Raw genomic sequence first — 17,788 nt, 5'->3', positions numbered from 1 at the left:
TTCTGAGATGTCACGACTCCGTGACGTCCGCCAACCACTCGTCGAACGACACCGTCCCGCGCGGCCCCTCGCCGTCGGGCAGCATCGCCCCGCCCCGGAAGTCCGCGCCCGCACCGGGGAAGTCGAACGGCAGCACCCACCGCCGTCGGCCCTGAGCCTGCAGCAGCCGGCGGGCCATGTCCACCATCTGCTCCTCCTGCGGACCCGCGATCTCGGGAGCCTGTCCCTGCGCGGGACCCGCGGCCACGGCGGCGAGGTACTCCCCCACCTCGGCCGCGGCGACCGGCCGGCACCACATCCGCGGCATGATCCCGACCGGGCCCGGGACAAACCCGAGCACCTGTCCCGGGAACTCGTGGAACTGCGTCGCGCGCACCACCGACCAGGGCACGCCCCCGGAGCGCACCACCTCCTCCTGCGCCAGTTTGGCCCGGTAGTACCCGTAGCCCGACGCCCGGTCGATCCCCACGATCGAGAGCAGCACATGGTGCCCGACACCGGCCCGCGCGCCCGCGGCCAGCAGGTTCCGCGACGTGCTGGTGAAGAACTCGGTGTCGGCCTTCTCCGTCAGGCTCACGACGTTCAACGCGTCGACGACGGCGTCCACCCCCTCGAGCGCCGCGTCCAGGCCCGCACCGGTGACGACGTCGACGCCACGGCTGCGGGCGAGCACCACCGCCTCCCGCCCCGACGCCTCCAGCGCTGCCACCACGTGACGTCCGACGGTGCCGGTTCCTCCGGCCACTGCGATCCTCATGCTGCTCATCCTCCTCGGCCGGCACCTGCGCCGCGAACACAGCACACCACCGCTCGGCGTGACAGGCTGTGAGACGGATCACGACAGACGTCACGGAGGAGGACCGATGGAGCCGATCGTCGTCGTCGGGGGCGGGTTCGCCGCTGCCCGCGCCACGGAGACGCTGCGCGACCAGGGGTATGACGGCGACCTGGTCGTCCTCACCGGCGAGGCCGTCGCTCCGTACGAGCGCCCGCCGCTGTCCAAGGACTACCTGCGCGGCGAGGCCGGCCGCGACGCCCTGTTCCCGCTCGACGCGGCCTGGTACGCCGACCACGGTGTCGACCTGCGGACGTCCACGTCCGCGACCCGGCTGGACGTCGGCGGCAGCAGCGTCGAGACGGCACCGGGAGGTTCGCTGCGGTACTCGCGCCTCCTGCTGGCGACCGGTTCACGGGTGCGTCGCCTGGGCGTCCCCGGCACAGACCTGGACGGCGTGCACCACCTGCGCACCGTCGGGGACGCCGACCAGCTGTCCACGGCACTGGCCGGCGACGGGCCGGTGGTCGTCGTCGGCGACGGCTGGATCGGGATGGAGGTGGCGGCGTCGGCCCGCCAGCTCGGTCGCGACGTGACCGTGGTGGGCAGGTCGCCGCACCCGCTGCACACCCTCGGCGCGGAGGTCGGCGAGATCTTCGCGTCGCTGCACACCGAGAACGGCGTCCGGCTGCTCCGCGAGACCTCCGTGGCAGCCGTCACCGGGTCAGGCAGCGTCTCCGCGGTCGAGCTCGACGACGGCACGACGCTCGAGGCGACCACCGTCGTCGTCGGCATCGGTGTCACGCCCGAGGTCGAGCTGGCCGCGAGCGCCGGGATCGACCTGTTACCGCCGTCCGACGGCGGAGGGGTCGTCGTGGACGGGACGCTGCGGACGTCCGCGCCCGGGGTGTGGGCGGCCGGCGACATCGCCGCGATCCCGTCTCCCCGCTACGGGCGCCCGCTGCGGGTGGAGCACTGGGCGGTCGCCGACGAGTCGGGCCAGCACGCCGCGCGGGCGATGCTCGGCGCGGGGGACGCCTACGACGTGCTGCCGTACTTCTTCACCGACCAGTTCGACCTCGGCATGGAGTCGAAGGGCCTGACCACCGGCGAGGTGGTGTTCAGCGGGTCGGTGGCGGACCGCGAGTGCGTCGCCTTCTGGGTCGAGGGCGGCCGTGTCCAGGCCGCGATGGGCATCAACGTGTGGGACCGCATGGACGACGCCGAGACGCTGATCCGCGCCGACGGTCCCGTCGACCGGGCCACGCTGGAGGCGTTCGTCTGAGCCGCGCCGGGCGGTGAGCCCTGGTCTGGCACGATCAGGAGCATGTCGCGTCGCTTCGTCCTCTGCTGGGTGGTGGCGCTGGTCGTCGTCGGGGTCACGATCGGCGTGTGGCGCCCGTGGGACCCCGTGCCGGGCGAGCTGCGGGACGCCCTCGGTCCGGTCGAGGCCGTCCCGGGTGTGGTCGGCACCGACCTCGGTTACGAGGTGCTGCAGCGCGACCCGAAGGACGGCGACGCCGCGCTCGCCGACCTCGAGGTCCGGCTCGACGAGCACCTGGCCCCGGAGGAGGCCGGCGCAGCGGCGGCCGAGGCCGCGGCCCTCTTCCGCGCGGCGCACGTCCCGGGCGTCGACCTGACCCGGTCCGTCCGCTTCGCGGCCGGCGACCCGGTCGAGGTCGGCGCGGTCACCGTCTTCCCGCTGGCGACGCACAGCTCGGACGACCCCGCCGGTGCCGTGTCCCAGGCCTTCGAGCTGTGGCAGGCGGGTGCCGCGCGCGTCTCCACCGGCTTCGCCGAGACGACCGGCACGGACGAGCTCCTCGCGCTGGCCGACGTCGCCGCGCAGCGCGGCATCGTCACCTCGCTGGCCACGCTCGATGCCACGGTGCGCTACGACACCGACGGCGACACCGTCGACCCCGCGCAGGTACGGCTCGCGGTCGAGGCCGCCCAGCGGGACGGCGTCGAGACCGCGATCTCCAGCGGCCTCCACGGGCTGAGCGTGCACACGACGTCGGCCGGCGACTCGGACGCGGCTGCCGCCGTCGTCGCCTGGATCGAGGAGCGCCGGCCGCCGGGCGACGACCCGGTGCCGTACACCGTCTCCTCCCCCGGGTACGCGACCTTCGTCGAGGGCTGGGTGGGCGGGGTCGCCCCGCCCGAGCCGGAACCGCACCCGGTCCGGATGCCCGCGGGCACCGAGCCCTGGCCCGCCGACGACTCCGCGGCCGAGTGCACCGGTGCCGACCTCGAGCTCTCGCTCGGCACCCCCGACGCCGCCACCGGTGGGCGCTACCTGGCGGTGCACGCGCGCAACGTGTCCGGCGAGCCGTGCGCCGTCGACGGCGTGCCCGACGTCGTCTTCCGCAACGCGGACGGCGAGGCGCAGCAGGACGTGACGATCGCGCCGCCCTTCCCCGGCGCCGTCGCCGAGCGCGTCGTCGTGCCCGCCGGGGAACAGGTGCTCGCCACCCTGGAGTGGCGGGCCATGTCCACCGCGAACGACCCGGACGTCACCACCGAGGTCGAGGTCGTCGCGGTCCCCGGCGCAGCTCCCGTGGCATTCGTGCCGCGCGTGCCAGACCTGGGCGGGCTGTCGGCCGACGAGGCCGAGGGCGCGATGGCGTCCGGTGGCGGCGACCCGACCACCCTGGACGTGCTCGACGGCGCCGAGGTGCGGGTCGGGCCGTGGGCCCAGGCCGTGGACGGCTGGTCCTGAACCTGCGGGCCGTCACCCGAAGGTGAAGGTGTACACCGACACCCCGGCGGGGACCTCGAGCTCGATCGTGCCGTCCGTCGGGCCGCGGGCTGCCCCTCTCCCGCACGAGCGTCTCTGTTCGTCAGGAATCAGCCGTCGATTCCTGACGAACAGAGACGCTCGTGGCCAGGCCTGTGGATGACGACGGCGGCACAGGCGAGAGATCTGCTTCGCTCGCCCGGTGCCCGGTCGCCCTCAACCCGTCCCCGCGTCGCTGCTCCTGGTCGCCGCGCGGCAGGAGGGCCTCGTCTCGGCCCGGCAGTGCCTCGATGCCGGGATGAACCGCGAGCAGGTGGCCGCGCGGGTGCGTGCCAAGGAGTGGCAGCGCGTCGCCCGCGGCGTCCTCGACGCCGGACCGACCGGCGTGAACCGGGCCGAAGGAGGCAACGGGATCGAGCATCGCCGGCGCCGGGCCGCACTGCTCGGGCTGCTGGCGCACCCCGGGTCGGTTGCCACCGGCCTCTGCGCCCTCGTGCTCCACGGTGTGCAGGGTGCGCCGGCGCACCTCACGCCCGAGGTCACGATGCCGACCGGAGCGCCCCGGGCGAAGCGGCCGCCGGTCAGGTTGCGGCGCTCGCCGGTCGACCGGTGGGTCGAGGTCGGAGGCTTTCGCTGCGTGCCCGTGGACCGCGCGCTCGTCGAGGCTGTGCCGCAGGTGGGGCGCCGCCACGCCGTCGCGCTCATGGACTCGGCGCTGCACCAGAAGCTCATCGATCCCGAACGGCTCGCCGCTACCTGTCGAGCATCTGCCAGACGTCGCGGCATGGCCCGCACCAGGGACTGGTGGCCGCTGGCCGACGGACGCTCCGAGTCGCCGGCCGAGACCTGGGCCCGGCTGTCCTGCCTCGACGACGGCTTCCCGCCCGACGCCCTCCAGCTTCGGGTCGCCGGGCCCGGCGGGCTGGTCTTCGCCCGCGTGGACATGGCCTGGAGGTTGCCGGACGGCACGGCGCTGCTCGTGGAGATCGATGGTCAGGACGTCCACTCGGCACCGCGAGCGCTCTACCGTGACCGCGCTCGCCAGAACCGTCTCGACACCTCGCGCACGATCGTGCGCCGGTTCACCGGCACCGACGCCTGGCACGGTCGTGTCGGCGTCGAGGTCGCCACGCTGCTCCGAAGCTCCGGTTGGCGGCCCGACCCCCTGCCGCCAGACGCGATCCTGCACCTTCTCTGACGGCCCGCCGTCGCGAGCGTCTCTGTTCGTCAGGAATCAGCCGTCGATTCCTGACGAACAGAGACGCTCGTGGCAGCAGGGGCCGCCGTCAGGCGTCGCGGCGCGAGCGCACAGCCGCTGCCAGGACCTCCAGGAGCTCCGCCGTCGTGCCCCAGTCCATGCACTTGTCGGTGACCGATTTGCCGTACACGAGCGAGTTCAGCGGGCCGGGCTTCTGCGCACCCGCCTCGATGAAGCTCTCCAGCATGAGGCCCGTGATGCCCTGCTCGCCGTCGGCCAGGCGCGCGGCGACCTCCCTGACGACCTCGGCCTGCCGCACGTGGTCCTTGCCGGAGTTGCCGTGGGAGGCGTCGACGATCACGCCCGCCTCGACGGCCCCGCCCAGACCGGAGGTGCGGGCCACGCCCAGGGCTGCTGCGACGTCGTCGACCCCGTAGTTCGGGCCACCGCGCCCGCCGCGCAGGATGACGTGGCAGTCCGGGTTGCCGGCGGTCTCGACGGCGGCCGCACGGCCCTCGGCGTCCGCCCCGAAGAACGTGTGCTCGTTCGCGGCCGTGATGCAGCCGTCCACCGCGATCTGGACGTCACCGTCCGTGGCGTTCTTGAATCCGACCGGCATCGACAGCCCCGACGCGAGCTGGCGGTGCACCTGCGACTCGGCGTTGCGCGCCCCGATCGCCCCCCAGGTGACGGCGTCCGCGATGTACTGCGGCGACGTCGGCTCCAGGAACTCGCACGCGGCCGGCACCCCGGCGTCGAGCACACCGAGCAGGACCTCGCGCGCGAGGTGCAGCCCGTGGTGCACGTCGTGCGTGCCGTCGAGGTGCGGGTCGTTGATGAGACCCTTCCAGCCCACGGTGGTGCGCGGCTTCTCGAAGTAGACGCGCATCACCACGACGAGCTCGTCCGACAGCTCCCGCGCGAGCGGCGCGAGGCGGCGCGCGTAGTCGAGCGCGGCGGCCGGGTCGTGCACCGAGCACGGGCCCACGATGACGACGAGCCGGTCGTCCTCGCCCCGCAGCACGTCGCGGACCTCGCGGCGCGACGTCGTCACGAGGTCGCTGCGGACCGTGCCGAGCGGCAGGTCCGTGCGCATCGCGCGGGGGGCGGGCAGGGGATCGAGCGCGCGGACGCGCAGGTCAGAGGTCTCGGCCATCAGGTCAGTATCGCGCGCGCCGGCAGCGGTGTGCGCGTCGGACGTGGTGGTGGGGCTCATCGGGGGGCTCCTGGTCGTGGCGGTGGTCGGTCGAGGGATGGTCCGGCGTCACCGAGGGCGGTCCGATCCCGACCGGAGGCCCCGACGACAAAGGGCCCGGACGCACGATGCGTCCCAGGCCCTGTGCTGGCTCCGGTGGAAGGTGTCGGTCAGGCGCGAGCCCGCCGAGCTCCCAGCGGAGCCGGCGTAAAGCGCCAATACCAACGGATGTTCACGGCGATGACAGTACGCCGGGAGCGCCGTGGAGTCCAGCACGTCCACCATGCGGGCGGCGTCCTTGCCCGACGGCGGCGCTCACGGCCGGGCGAAGAGCGCGGCCCGGTCCGGGTTCGCCAGGAACTCCCGCTCGTGCCCGAGCCGCTCCCGGGTGGACGCCGCCAGGTTCGCCGGCAGCTCGTCGCCGGCGAACCAGGCGACCTCCAGCGACTCGTCGTCGGCCACGCGGGCGGCGGCTGCCGCCTCGGTGGAGACGGGCCGGGCGAGGAACAGGGTGTCGAGGTAGGTGCTCCGGTCCCCGTTGGGGTAGGCGATCACGGGGGTGCTGAAGACCCCGACGACGGCACTGACCTCGACCTCCACGGCGGTCTCCTCGAGCACCTCGCGCACGATCCCGGTCGCGGGCTGCTCGCCCGGGTCCAGGATGCCGCTCGGCAGCGCCCACTGCCCCGTATCGGCGCGACGGCCCAGCAGGAGCCGGCCGCCGCCGTCGCGCACCACGGCGCTGACGCCGGGCAGCCAGAGCAGGTCGGTCCCGACGCGGGCACGGAGCGAGGCGACGAACTCAGGGATCGGCATGCCGCGACCCTACCGACCCGTGCACCGTCAGCGACGGTACCGCTCGACGAAGTTCCGCAGGATCCGCATCGGCAGGGTGACCGGGTGGGCGGCGGCCCGGGTGATGACGTCCTCGGCCTCGGAGGCGTCGAAGTACCCGTACCCGCTGTACACGTGGACGCGCTGGGTCAGGCCCGCGAAGTCGAGCTCGGGGTGGAACTGCGTGGCGTAGAGGTTGGCCCGCAGCCGGAACATCTGCACGGGGGAACGGGGCGAGAGGGCGAGCCGCACGGCTCCGGGCGGGAGGCCTCGCATCGCCTCCTTGTGACCCACGTAGGCGGTGAAGGCCGGTGGCAGCCCGGCGAGCAGCGGGTCCGCCATGCCCTCCTGGGTCAGCTCGACGGTCGCGACGCCGACGGCCTCGCCGTAGAGGCGGTCCACCACTCCCCCGGCGTACTTCCCGAGGGTGCCGACGCCGTAGCAGGCGCCGAGGAACGGGAAGTCGCGGTCGACCACCTCGTCGAGCAGCGTGACGAACTCGCGCTCGACCCGCCGCTGCGTGTCCGACTTCTCGCTGTCGGGGTCGGAGGAGTTGAACGGGCCGCCCCCCACGATGATCCCCGAGTACTCGTCGAGGTCGAGGCGGGGCATGGGCCGCGCCTCGAGGCGGACCCGATGGAGCTGGTCCGGGGTGAGGCCGCCGTACCGGCAGAACGCCTCGTACTCGCCGTCGGCGGCGACGTCCTCGGCGCGGGTCGCCAGGAGCAGGAACGGCTTCACCCTCGCAGCCTAGGCGGACACCCGCTTCGTGGCCGAGCAGGAGGTTGCGCCCGGTATCCGGTGTCAATGCGGGCGCAACCTCCTGCTCGGCGGCACTGGGTCAGGACCAGCGGAACAGGCGGACCGCCAGCGGCAGCAGCACGACGGTCCAGACGACCATGACCACCATCTGCAGCATCGGGAACCCCGACTCGAACCAGCCGGTCGTCAGAGCCTGGGCGGCCGCGCCCAGCGGGGTGAACTGGCCGATGTCACGCAGCAGGTCGGGCATGATCGGTCCCGGTGTCCACAGCCCGGCCAGGAGCAGCATCGGGAAGTACAGAGACATCGCGATCGCGTTCGCCGACGACGGTCGCGGGGCGACCGCGGCAACCAGCATGCCGAGCGCGAACATGGCGGACAGACCCAGCGCCATCGCGAGCAGGACCACACCGAGCCGGGACGGCACCGGCACCCCGAAGGCGAGCTCGGCGACGACCAGCGCCAGAGCGATCCCCACGAGCGTGGTGACCATGTTGATGATCAGGTGGCTCGCCACGATGCCCTGCGGTCGCATCGGCGTGGTCGACAACCGCCGCAGCACGCCCTTCTCCCGATAGGTCGCGATGGTCACGGGCATCACGGTCAGCGAGGCGGTGCCGACAGCCATCGCGAGCACGGTGGGCAGGAACGTGGCGATGGGGGTGAGCCCGAACCAGACGGAGTCGGGCGGGGCGTCCGTGATCGTCTCGCGCATCCCGGGGATGAAGTAACCGACCCCGAGCAGGATGATCGTCGGGAAGACGATCCCGAAGAACGGCGAGGCGAAGTCGCGCATCCACACCTTCGTCTCGGTGGTCAGCAGGCGCCTGAAGCCGTGCCAGCCGGAGCTCCGGCGGCGGGCGGGGGCGGCGGTGGTCGTGGTCATGACCGGACTCCTTCGGTGGTGAGCTCGGGCTCGGGCTCCTGCGGCGCGTAGGTGCGCCCGGTGACGGCAAGGAAGACGTCCTCGAGCGTGCGGGTGACGGTGCGGACGTCCTCGGGCACCAGGTCAGCCTCGGCCAACGCCGGGACGACGGCGAACAGCACGCGGGGCGTGCCGGAGACGGCGATCTCGCCGGGCGTCCCGTCCAGCTCCTCGACGCGCGCGACGTCGGGGTGCTCGGCGGCGAGGCGGTCGAGCCTCTCCCGGGCACGTCCGGCGTCGTCCGCGCCGAAGCGCACGACGACGGTGCGTTCGTCGTCGAGGCCGTCGATCAGTCCGGTGGGAGTCCCCTCGGCGACGACGCGACCGGCGTCGATGACCACGAGCCGGTCGCACAGCCGCTCGGCCTCGTCCATGAAGTGGGTGACGAGCAGGATCGTCACGCCGGTGGCGCGCACCCGTTCGACCAGCTCCCACGTGCTGCGTCGCGCCTGCGGGTCCAGACCGGTGGTGAGCTCGTCCAGGATGGCGATCTCGGGGTTGCCGACGAGGGCCAGCGCGATCGACAGGCGCTGCTTCTGCCCGCCGGACAGGCGCCCGAACTGCTTGTCGGTGTGCTCGGTCAGGTCGAGCAGCGCCAGCAGCTCGTCGGGGTCGGCGGGCCGGGAGTAGAAGCCGGCGAAGAGCTGCAGGACCTCGCCGACGGTGATCTTGTCGTGGAGCGTGGCCTCCTGCAGCTGCACGCCCAGCAGGTCCTTCACGGCGGCGGGATCCCGCTGGGTGTCGTGGCCCAGCACGGTCACGCTCCCGCCGTCGGCGTGCCGCAGGCCCGCGAGGGTCTCCACGGTGGTGGTCTTGCCGGCGCCGTTCGGCCCGAGGATCCCGAAGATCTCTCCGGGCTGGACGGTGAACGACACGCCGTCGACGGCGACCTTGTCGCCGTAGGTCTTGCGGAGGTTGCTGACCTCCACGATCGGCTGGGCCATCGGGGGCCTCCTTCGGGTCGGGTGGTGCGGGGCAGTGCGGTTGGTGCGGGAAGGTGTGGTTCAGGCGGCACGAGGTCGGACGGTGCGCAGCAGCCGGTACGCGACGACCGCGGCGAGCGCCGCGGCGACGAGCGCCCCGACGAGCACGCCCACCGCACCGGGGAGGGAGCCGACCGCGTCGTCCCGCACGGGGATCGCGAAGATGCCCGTCCGGGTCGTGAGGTCGACGAGGACGCCGGGCACGAGCAGCGGCACGACGGCGAGGGTGCCGCGCCAAGGCCCCCAGCGCAGGTACCCGGCCAAGACGGCGACCCCGACGAGCGCATAGGTCGTGATGACCAGGGTCTCCGCCACCACGGTGCCGACCACGCCGGCCAGGTTCTCGGGGGCGAAGGCCCCGGCGGTCCCCTGCCAGGGCCGGCCGAGCGCGGCGTAGGTCCGCTGCTCGGCGAGCGTGAGCAGGACGGTCGCCACTCCGAAGGCCAGGCCACCGAGGACCGCGCCGCGGGCGACCCCGTCGACGAGCGCTCGGCGCGTGCCGCCGGCGGCGAGGTGGGGGCGCAGCAGGGCGCCCGTGGCGATGATCCCGACGGCGAACGCGGGCCAGCGCGCCGGGCTGCCCGCGGCGTCGTAGGTGAGCCCTTCGGCGACGCCGCCCCAGCGCTCCACGATCAGCGGCAGGCTGAGCACGATCAGCGCCCAACCGGTCCAGAACCAGGCGCCGGCCAGGAGCAGCACGCGCAGGAAGCGGCGTCGGGCGGCGGCGACCGCGCGGGCGTGCGCCACGCGTCCGGGCGCACTCGTCACGTCGACTGTCATCACGGTCACCTCGTCGGCCGCAGGCGGAGGGAGCTCAGGTGCAGGTGCAGCCAGCCGGTGGCGAGGGCCACGACCGCCGCACCGCCGAGCAGACCGAGGACGGCCGTGCCCGGCACGTCGAACCCTGCCGCGTCGACGAGCACGTCGTGCCCCGTGCCCCCGGCGGTCAGGAGGTCCACGAGGGCCAGCGGGACGAGCCCGGGCACGACGAGCAGGGTGCCGCGCCACACGCCGTAGGTCTGGTAGCCGACGACGACGGCGCCACCGACCAGCACGTAGACGGCGGTGGCGAGGGTGTCGGCCACCAGCTCGACGGCGAACGCGCCGTCCCCCGTGGCCAGGACGCCGGAGGGTCCCTGCCAGGTCCAGCCGAGTGCGGAGAACAGGCTGCGCTCGCCCCAGGTGGCGAGCCCGCCGAGCACGGCGTAGACCACCCCGATCACCAGCGCGGCGAGCACCGTGCCGTCGCGCAGCGCGCGGCGGGTGCCGCCCGCGGCGAGGTGCGTGCGCAGGATGGTGGCGACCATCGCGATCGCCGTGCCGAAGGCGAACCACCGGGAGACGTTGTCGCTCGCCGTGAGCACACCGTGCCCCATCTCGTTGCCGGCGCGGTCCACGAGGAGCGGGACCACCACGGCGACGATCGTGAAGACCAGCCAGAAGCCGGTGCCGATCAGGACGGAGGTGCCGGCGACCGACCGCGCCGCGCGGCGGACGGCGCGCCGCTGGACCTGCGTGACGAAGGTCGACCGGTCCGTCATGACGTCGCCTCCCGTGCCGGGTCGGTGAGCCGGACGAACAGGTCCTGCAGCGGGAGGGTGCCGAGCTCGACGCCGGCCGCCCGCGCTGCCGCGGCCTCGCCGTCGTCGGGAGCTCCCTCGAGCGTCACCTGCACGGTGGCGCCGAGCTGCTGGCGGTGCAGGACGCGCCGCTCTCCCGCGAGCCGCTCGACGGCGGAGGCCGGACCGGTCAGGCTGAAGCCGCGCCGGCCCATCTCCTCGGCGGTCTCGGCGAGCAGGAGCCGGCCGCGGTCCAGGACGATCACGTCCTCGAAGAGCCGTTCGACCTCCTCGACCAGGTGGCTGGACAGCAGGACGGTCCGCGGGTGGGCGGCGTAGTCGGTGAGGATCTCGTCGTAGAACGCGTACCGGGTCGGGGCGTCCATGCCGAGGTAGACCTCGTCGAAGATCGTCAGGGGTGCGCGGGCGGCGAGGCCGATCGTGGCTCCGACGGCGGACTTCTTGCCACGGGACAGCGCGGCCGGCTTCTTGCGGGGGTTCACCTCGAAGAGGTCCAGCAGCCGGGCCGCGAGGTCCGCGTCCCAGTGCGGGCGCAGGTCGGCGTAGTACTTGAGCGTCTCGGACAGCTTCTCGTCGTCCTGCAGGTCGCCGCTCTCGCGCACGAGCTGGACGTTGGAGGTCACCCAGGCGTTCTCCCAGGGGTCCTCCCAGGCGTCCGTGCCACCCGTGGTGCTCTCGGGCCCGAGACGCACGGTGCCGGCGGTGGGGCGCAAGAACGCGGCGAGCAAGGCCATCATGGTCGACTTGCCGGCGCCGTTGCGCCCGAGGACCCCGGTGATGATGCCGGGGCGGATCGTGAGGCCGACCTCGTCCAGCGCGACGGTGGACTCGTCCCTGACGATGCTCCCGTCGGACGTCGCACGGCGCTGACTGCCGAACCGGACGACGACATCGTCCAACCGGGCGCCGAAGGGGGCGGGGGTCGTCATGACTGCTCCTGGTTCTCGGTGAGGGCGTCGGGGCGGTCGGCGCGGGGAGCGCCGGCGCCGTGCCGGCGCAGCACGTAGGCGGCGACGTCCTCGGCGGGGATGCCGAGAAGGTCCGCCTGGTCGAGCGCCGGGGCGAGCACGTCGTCGAAGTAGGCCTCCCGGTGGTGCCCCACGAGGCGCTCCCTGGCTCCCGGTGCGACGAACATGCCTACGCCGCGCCGCTTGTAGAGCACGCCCTCGTCGACGAGGCCGGCGAAGGCCTTGGCCGCGGTGGCGGGGTTGATGCGGAACGTCGTCGCGAACTGAGTGGTGGACATGACCTGCTCCTCCTCCGCGAGATCGCCCGCGAGGACCTGCGACCGGATCATCTGCGCGATCTGGACGTAGATCGGTTCGGGGCCGTCGAACACGCGACCCTCCTCACGCTCGTCAGGCTCTGTGGTTCATTACTTGACTAATGAACCACAGAGCCCAAGGGTCCGTCAACCCCGGTGGAAGGTCCCGCCCGGTCGTCGTTGACTGGGCTCATGGACGCCGACGCCTGGTCGAGCCTCGCCTTCGTCGCCGCCGGGCTCTGGGTCGTGGTCCGACGGCACCGGCCCGGACCGGACGGCCGGTCCGGCGACGCGCCGCGCACCCGGGCCGCGCTGGGCGTGCTGGCGATCCTCGTCGGCGTCGGGTCCGTGCTCCAGCACGGTCCCGCACCGGCATGGAACCCCCTCCTCCACGACCCGCCCCTGCTCGGTGTCTACGCCCTGGTCGCCGCCGACGCCGTCGCCGACCTCACCGGACGCCCGCTCCGCACCTGGTGGTGGCTGGCACCCACGCTCGCCGACGTGGCGCTCGCCGCCGTGGTGCCGGCGGCGTCGATGGTGGCGCAGGCGACGGCAGCGGCCGTCGCGATCGTGGCAACCCTGACCCGCGCCGCAGCCCGCCCGGCGCTGCGTGCTCGGCTGCTCACCGCCGTCGCCGTCCTCGGCGTCGGCGGGTCGTTCTGGTTCGTCGAGCCGTGGGGGCACGGCGTCTGGCACGCCCTGGCGGCGGTGGCCATCGCGGTCGTGGCGCCGGCCGTCGGGTGGCGCGAGGTCGTGACGACCGGGCCGGCGGGAAGGCCCTGACGGGCACGGTCCGCCGAGCGGGCGCGTCGGCGCCCACGACCCTCACAGCAGGCGTCGCAGCCCTGGCTCCTCGACCCGCAACCACCGGAACCCGTACCCGTCCAGGCGCACCTGGGCCTCGCCGTCCGCCCCCGGCTCGCAGTCCTCATGGCCGAGGAGGTCCACCAGGCGGGTGCCCTGCGGCAGGTCCCCGAGCGAGAGCTCCACGACGACCGGGTCCGGCGAGAGGTTGTGCACCGTGACCATGGAGGCCTCCTGCCACGTCGTGCGCTGTGCGAGCACCGCGGCCTCCGGCTGGTCGAGCACCTCGGGGGTGCCCCAGCCCAGCTCCGGGCACTCCCGGTAGCGATGGGTGAGGAGCCGGACGAACGACAGCAGGGAGTCGGGGTCGCGGCGCTGGTCGGCCACGTTCACGTGCTCGGGCGCCCAGCCGTCGCCCGGGAGCGGCGTGGGGAACCGCCGCGCCGGTGCGCGCGAGAACCCGCCGTGACGCTCCGGCGACCACTGCATCGGGGTGCGCACCGCAAGCCGCCCGTGGGCGTCGAGGTTCTCGCCCATCCCGATCTCCTCGCCGTAGTAGAGCACCGGGGTGCCCGGGAGCGAGAAGAGCAGCGAGTAGACCATCCGCACGCGCCGGGGGTCACCGTCCAGCATCGGTGGCAGCCGACGGCGCAGCCCGCGCCCGTAGAGCTGCATCGACTCCTCGGGGCCGAAGGCGTCGAAGACCTCCTGGCGCTCGGCCGGCGTGAGCTTGTCGAGCGTGAGCTCGTCGTGGTTGCGCACGAACGTCGCCCACTGCGCGTCGCGCGGGATCGCAGGACGCGACCGCAACGCGGTGGCCAGCGGGCCGGTGTCGGCCCGGGCGAGCGACAGGTACATCGCCTGCATGGCGTTGAAGTCGAACTGGAGTGTCAGCTCGGACACCTCGGTGCTGCTCTCGCCGTCGCCCGGGGTGGCGTCCCCGAAGTACCTCGCCTGGTCCTCGTACGGCAGGTTGACCTCCCCCATGAGGACCGCCTCACCCGAGCGTCGGCTGACGAACGCCCGCAGGGTGCGCAGGAAGTCGTGCGGGTCGTCGATGTCGTCGCCCGGCCGCGAGGCGACGTCCGACAGGGCGAACGGGACGGCATCGACCCGGAACCCCGCGATGCCGAGCTCCAGCCAGAACCCGATGGTCTTCGCGATGGCGTCACGCACCGCCGGGTTCGCCGTGTTGAGGTCGGGCTGATGGGAGTAGAAGCGGTGGCGGTACCACTCGCCGGTCGCGTCGTCGAGGGTCCAGATCCCGTCCTCCTCGTCCGGGAAGACCACCTGGTCCTTCGTCGACGGCGGCTCGTCGCGGCGCCACACGTAGAAGTCGCGGTACGGCGAGCTCGTCGAGCGACGCGCGGACCGGAACCACGGGTGCCGGTCCGAGGTGTGGTTCACCACCAGGTCCACGACGACGCGGATGCCACGGTCCCGTGCGGTCCGCACCAGCTCGACGACGTCGCCCACGTCACCGAGCCGGGGGTCGACGCCGAGGAAGTCGGTCACGTCGTAGCCGTCGTCGAGGTCGGCCGTCGGGTAGAACGGCATGAGCCACAGGCAGGTGACACCGAGATCGGCGAGGTGGTCGATCCGTTGCAGCAGGCCGGGGAAGTCGCCCACGCCGTCGTCGTCCCAGTCGAGGTACGTCTCCACGTCGAGGCAGTAGACGACGGCGTTCTTCCACCACAGGTCGCCGGTGTCGCGGATCCTCATGCGACCACGTCCCGCAGCCGGGGCAGGAGCGTCGCGGCGGCGACGTCGAGGAACGCACCCTGCTCCGTACCGACATGGTGGGGGTGGGCCTCGTCCTGCGCAGCGTGGATCCCGATCGTGACCATGGCCGCCAGTCAAGCCGTTCGTCCTGGTGCACGCCCGTCGAGGGCTCCGCGGGGCACGTCGGGCCCTCGCCGGGCTGTGGGGCGCGTCGCTGCCCGACGCCGCCGCGGCGGTCACTGCGCTGCACGCCGGTGCAGATCTCGCCGCCGTCCTGGAGGAGGTCGGTAGTTCCGTACCGGATCGGTAGTTCGAACTACCGATCCTGTGCCGAACTACCGACCAGGCGCGACGAAGGGCCGCGGCGGGACGAGTCCCACCGCGGCCCTTCGCTGCTACCCTGCGCTACCTCGCGGGATCCTGCGCTACCTCGCCGTCAGGCGTCGGCAGCAGCCGCCTCCGCAGCCTCGACCTCGTCGAGCGTCGAGAGCTCCGCCAGGTCCCCCGCGACGATCTCCGCGATCTGCACGGCGTTGAGCGCCGCACCCTTGCGCAGGTTGTCGTTGGACACGAACATCACGAGCCCGCGACCCTCCGGCACCGACTGGTCCACCCGGATGCGTCCCACGAACGACGGGTCGGCACCGGCGGCAGCCAGCGGCGTCGGGACGTCGGCCAGCTCCACGCCGGGAGCGTCGGCCAGCAGCTCGCGCGCCCGGTCGGGCGTGATGGCGCTGCCGAACTCGGCGTGGATCGCCAGCGAGTGCCCGGAGAACACCGGGACGCGGACGCAGGTCCCCGCCACGGCGAGGTCCGGCAGCCCGAGGATCTTGCGCGACTCGTTGCGGAGCTTCTGCTCCTCGTCCGTCTCCTCGGAGCCGTCGTCCACGATCGAGCCGGCCAGCGCGATGACGTCGAACGCGATCGGCGCCACGTACTTCTCCGGCTCCGGGAACCGCACCGCGTCGCCCGAGTGCGTCAGACCCTCGAGGTCTCCGGCGACGGCGGCGCGCGCCTGGTCGGCGAGCTCCTTGACCCCGCCGACTCCCGACCCCGACACCGCCTGGTAGGTCGCGACCCGCAGCCGCTCCAGCCCGGCCTCGGCGGCCAGCGGCTTGAGCACCGGCATCGCGGCCATGGTGGTGCAGTTCGGGTTGGCGATGATGCCCTTGGCCGCGTCCGCGATCGCCTCCGGGTTCACCTCGGAGACCACCAGCGGCACCTCGGGGTCGAGGCGCCACGCCGACGAGTTGTCGACGACGACGGCGCCCGCCTCGGCGAAGCGGGGCGCCTGCTCGCGCGACGTCCCGCCACCCGCGGAGAACAGGGCGATGTCGATGTCCGCGAGCTCCGCCGTTGGCGTCGCCGCGACGTCCTCGACCGTGACCTCGACGCCCTCGTAGACCAGGGTCGAGCCCGCCGACCGGGCCGAGGCGAAGAGGCGCAGCTCCTTGACGGGGAACCCGCGCTCGGAGAGGAGCCGGCGGATGACGGCGCCGACCTGGCCGGTCGCGCCCACCACGGCGACGGTGACCCCCTGGGGGTTGATGACAGCCATCAGCCGATCACCGCCCCGTCCCGGCGTAGACCACGGCCTCGCCCTCGCTGGAGTCCAGCCCGAACGCGGAGTGGATCGCCCGCACCGCGTCGTCGAGGCTGTCCGCCCGAGTGACGACCGAGATGCGGATCTCCGAGGTGGAGATCATCTCGATGTTGATCCCCGCGTCGCGCAGCGCACCGAAGAGCCGCGCCGAGATGCCCGGGTGCGACTTCATGCCGGCACCGACGAGCGAGACCTTGCCGATCTCGTCGTCGATCTGCAGCTCCTCGAACTTGAGCTCCGACTTTACGGTGTTCAACGCGGCCACCGTCGAACGGACGTCGCCGTGCGGCAACGTGAACGAGATGTCGGTCAGTCCCGTCGCGGCGACCGACACGTTCTGCACGATCATGTCGATGTTGGCACCCGCGCCGGCCACGACCTCGAAGATGCGGGCAGCCTGGCCGAGGGTGTCCGGGACACCCACGACGGTGATCTTGGCCTCGCTGCTGTCGTGCGCGACGCCGGAGATGATCGGGTCTTCCATGGCTTCCTCCTGGTCACCGGTGCTGGCGTTCGGGTCGATGCGGTCTCCGTAGGTGCCGGTCACGAGGGTGCCGGTCTTGCCCGAGAACGAGCTGCGGACGTGCACCGGCACGTCGTAGCGACGGGCGTACTCGACGGCACGCAGCGCGAGCACCTTGGCGCCGGAGGCGGCCAGCTCGAGCATCTCCTCGTAGGTGACCTTGTCGATCTTGCGGGCGCCCGGCACGATGCGCGGATCGGCGCTGAAGATCCCGTCGACGTCGGTATAGATCTCGCAGACGTCGGCGTCGAGCCCGGCGGCCAGGGCGACCGCCGTCGTGTCGGAGCCACCGCGGCCGAGCGTCGTGACGTCGTTGCCGCTGCTGACGCCCTGGAACCCCGCGACGATCGCGACCTGCCCCTTGTCGAGGGTCTGGCGGATCCGGTGCGGGACGACGTCGACGATGCGGGCCTTGCCGTGGACCGCATCGGTCAGGAGGCCGGCCTGCTGGCCGGTGAAGGACTTCGCCTTAACCCCGAGCTTGTCGATCGCCATCGCGAGGAGGGACATCGAGATCCGCTCACCGGCGGTGAGCAGGATGTCCATCTCGCGCTGCGGGGGCTGAGGGCTGATCTCCTCGGCAAGCTCGAGGAGCTCGTCCGTGGTGTCACCCATGGCGCTCACCACGACGACCACGTCGTTGCCGGCGCGCCTGGCCTCGGCGATGCGCTTGGCCACGCGCTTGATGGAGCGGGCGTCCGAGACGGACGACCCGCCGTACTTCTGCACGACCAGTGCCATGCATGCAACCTTTCTGTCGCCGGCCTCCGTCTCTCTCAACGGCCCGCCGGTCTCTTGTGTGTGCGCGGCCATCGTACGTGCCCGGCACCGGGTGCTCTGTGGCGCCCGCCACATTCGGGTGCGCTACCTCGCGCCGTCG

Annotated in this window: 19 protein-coding genes; 5 read left to right on the top strand and 14 right to left on the bottom strand. The window is 72.9% G+C overall.

From position 1 onward, the window contains the following. Positions 1-10 precede the first annotated feature (10 nt). Positions 11-757: an SDR family oxidoreductase gene (locus PZC42_RS11445; protein WP_277211150.1), complete on the bottom strand. Its 747-nt coding sequence runs from the start codon at positions 755-757 to the stop codon at positions 11-13. A gap of 106 nt (positions 758-863) precedes the next feature. Here PZC42_RS11445 and PZC42_RS11440 point away from each other — a divergent pair, with 106 nt between their 5' ends. The 3 genes from PZC42_RS11440 to PZC42_RS11430 all read left to right on the top strand — a co-directional run bounded on the left by PZC42_RS11440 (position 864) and on the right by PZC42_RS11430 (position 4,713). Then, positions 864-2,060 (top strand): NAD(P)/FAD-dependent oxidoreductase, encoded by a 1,197-nt coding sequence (locus tag PZC42_RS11440; RefSeq protein WP_277211148.1) that lies wholly within the window; start codon positions 864-866, stop codon positions 2,058-2,060. 42 nt (positions 2,061-2,102) lie between these two features. Then, on the top strand, positions 2,103-3,497 hold the full coding sequence (locus PZC42_RS11435; protein WP_277211147.1) for a DUF4232 domain-containing protein: 1,395 nt from the start codon (positions 2,103-2,105) through the stop codon (positions 3,495-3,497). A gap of 220 nt (positions 3,498-3,717) precedes the next feature. Then, positions 3,718-4,713 carry a type IV toxin-antitoxin system AbiEi family antitoxin domain-containing protein gene (locus PZC42_RS11430; protein WP_277211145.1) on the top strand — a complete coding sequence of 332 codons (996 nt, stop codon included), beginning with the start codon at positions 3,718-3,720 and terminating at the stop codon, positions 4,711-4,713. Positions 4,714-4,801: 88 nt separating this feature from the next. Here PZC42_RS11430 and PZC42_RS11425 read toward each other — a convergent pair whose 3' ends face one another. From PZC42_RS11425 to PZC42_RS11385, 9 genes are all read right to left on the bottom strand, one after another. Further along, on the bottom strand, positions 4,802-5,929 hold the full coding sequence (locus PZC42_RS11425; RefSeq protein WP_277211143.1) for a 3-deoxy-7-phosphoheptulonate synthase: 1,128 nt from the start codon (positions 5,927-5,929) through the stop codon (positions 4,802-4,804). 294 nt (positions 5,930-6,223) lie between these two features. Further along, on the bottom strand, positions 6,224-6,724 hold the full coding sequence (locus PZC42_RS11420) for an NUDIX domain-containing protein (protein WP_277211141.1): 501 nt from the start codon (positions 6,722-6,724) through the stop codon (positions 6,224-6,226). Positions 6,725-6,751: 27 nt separating this feature from the next. After that, complete coding sequence (locus PZC42_RS11415; protein ID WP_277211139.1) at positions 6,752-7,483, bottom strand: glutamine amidotransferase; 732 nt, start codon at positions 7,481-7,483, stop codon at positions 6,752-6,754. 100 nt (positions 7,484-7,583) lie between these two features. Then, a complete protein-coding gene (locus tag PZC42_RS11410) occupies positions 7,584-8,390 on the bottom strand; it encodes an ABC transporter permease (RefSeq protein ID WP_277211137.1) in 807 nt (268 codons plus the stop codon). Beyond that, a complete protein-coding gene (locus PZC42_RS11405) occupies positions 8,387-9,373 on the bottom strand; it encodes an ABC transporter ATP-binding protein (protein ID WP_277211134.1) in 987 nt (328 codons plus the stop codon). Before PZC42_RS11405 ends, PZC42_RS11410 begins: the two co-directional genes overlap by 4 nt. 60 nt (positions 9,374-9,433) lie before the next feature. Next, entirely contained in the window at positions 9,434-10,192 is a 759-nt protein-coding gene (locus PZC42_RS11400; protein ID WP_277211132.1) for a hypothetical protein, read from the bottom strand. Between the two features lie 5 nt (positions 10,193-10,197). Further along, entirely contained in the window at positions 10,198-10,953 is a 756-nt protein-coding gene (locus PZC42_RS11395; protein ID WP_277211130.1) for a hypothetical protein, read from the bottom strand. Continuing rightward, complete coding sequence (locus PZC42_RS11390; protein WP_277211128.1) at positions 10,950-11,921, bottom strand: ATP-binding cassette domain-containing protein; 972 nt, start codon at positions 11,919-11,921, stop codon at positions 10,950-10,952. Before PZC42_RS11390 ends, PZC42_RS11395 begins: the two co-directional genes overlap by 4 nt. Beyond that, positions 11,918-12,331 carry a GntR family transcriptional regulator gene (locus PZC42_RS11385; RefSeq protein ID WP_277211126.1) on the bottom strand — a complete coding sequence of 138 codons (414 nt, stop codon included), beginning with the start codon at positions 12,329-12,331 and terminating at the stop codon, positions 11,918-11,920. The genes PZC42_RS11390 and PZC42_RS11385 overlap by 4 nt, the downstream gene beginning before the upstream one ends. Before the next feature lie 117 nt (positions 12,332-12,448). On the opposite strand from PZC42_RS11385, the gene PZC42_RS11380 reads away from it, so the two are divergent. Beyond that, positions 12,449-13,039 (top strand): hypothetical protein, encoded by a 591-nt coding sequence (locus PZC42_RS11380; protein ID WP_277211124.1) that lies wholly within the window; start codon positions 12,449-12,451, stop codon positions 13,037-13,039. Positions 13,040-13,081: 42 nt separating this feature from the next. Here PZC42_RS11380 and PZC42_RS11375 read toward each other — a convergent pair whose 3' ends face one another. Together PZC42_RS11375 and PZC42_RS11370 are read right to left on the bottom strand one after the other, a co-directional pair. Beyond that, complete coding sequence (locus PZC42_RS11375) at positions 13,082-14,782, bottom strand: alpha-amylase family protein (protein WP_277211122.1); 1,701 nt, start codon at positions 14,780-14,782, stop codon at positions 13,082-13,084. Then, positions 14,779-14,907: a hypothetical protein gene (locus PZC42_RS11370; protein WP_277211120.1), complete on the bottom strand. Its 129-nt coding sequence runs from the start codon at positions 14,905-14,907 to the stop codon at positions 14,779-14,781. The genes PZC42_RS11375 and PZC42_RS11370 overlap by 4 nt, the downstream gene beginning before the upstream one ends. A 26-nt stretch (positions 14,908-14,933) precedes the next feature. Between PZC42_RS11370 and PZC42_RS11365 the strand changes: the two genes are divergently transcribed. Next, entirely contained in the window at positions 14,934-15,092 is a 159-nt protein-coding gene (locus PZC42_RS11365) for a hypothetical protein (RefSeq protein WP_277211118.1), read from the top strand. A gap of 126 nt (positions 15,093-15,218) precedes the next feature. Here PZC42_RS11365 and PZC42_RS11360 read toward each other — a convergent pair whose 3' ends face one another. Together PZC42_RS11360 and PZC42_RS11355 are read right to left on the bottom strand one after the other, a co-directional pair. Next, on the bottom strand, positions 15,219-16,340 hold the full coding sequence (locus tag PZC42_RS11360) for an aspartate-semialdehyde dehydrogenase (RefSeq protein WP_277211116.1): 1,122 nt from the start codon (positions 16,338-16,340) through the stop codon (positions 15,219-15,221). A 7-nt stretch (positions 16,341-16,347) separates the two neighbouring features. Continuing rightward, a complete protein-coding gene (locus tag PZC42_RS11355; RefSeq protein WP_277211114.1) occupies positions 16,348-17,649 on the bottom strand; it encodes an aspartate kinase in 1,302 nt (433 codons plus the stop codon). Between the last annotated feature and the right edge of the window lie 139 nt (positions 17,650-17,788).

This window comes from Isoptericola croceus (genome assembly GCF_029382255.1).
Lineage (GTDB): Bacteria > Actinomycetota > Actinomycetes > Actinomycetales > Cellulomonadaceae > Isoptericola > Isoptericola croceus.
Note: the sequence above shows the minus strand (reverse complement) of the source record. Positions and strands in the feature narration are given on the sequence as shown.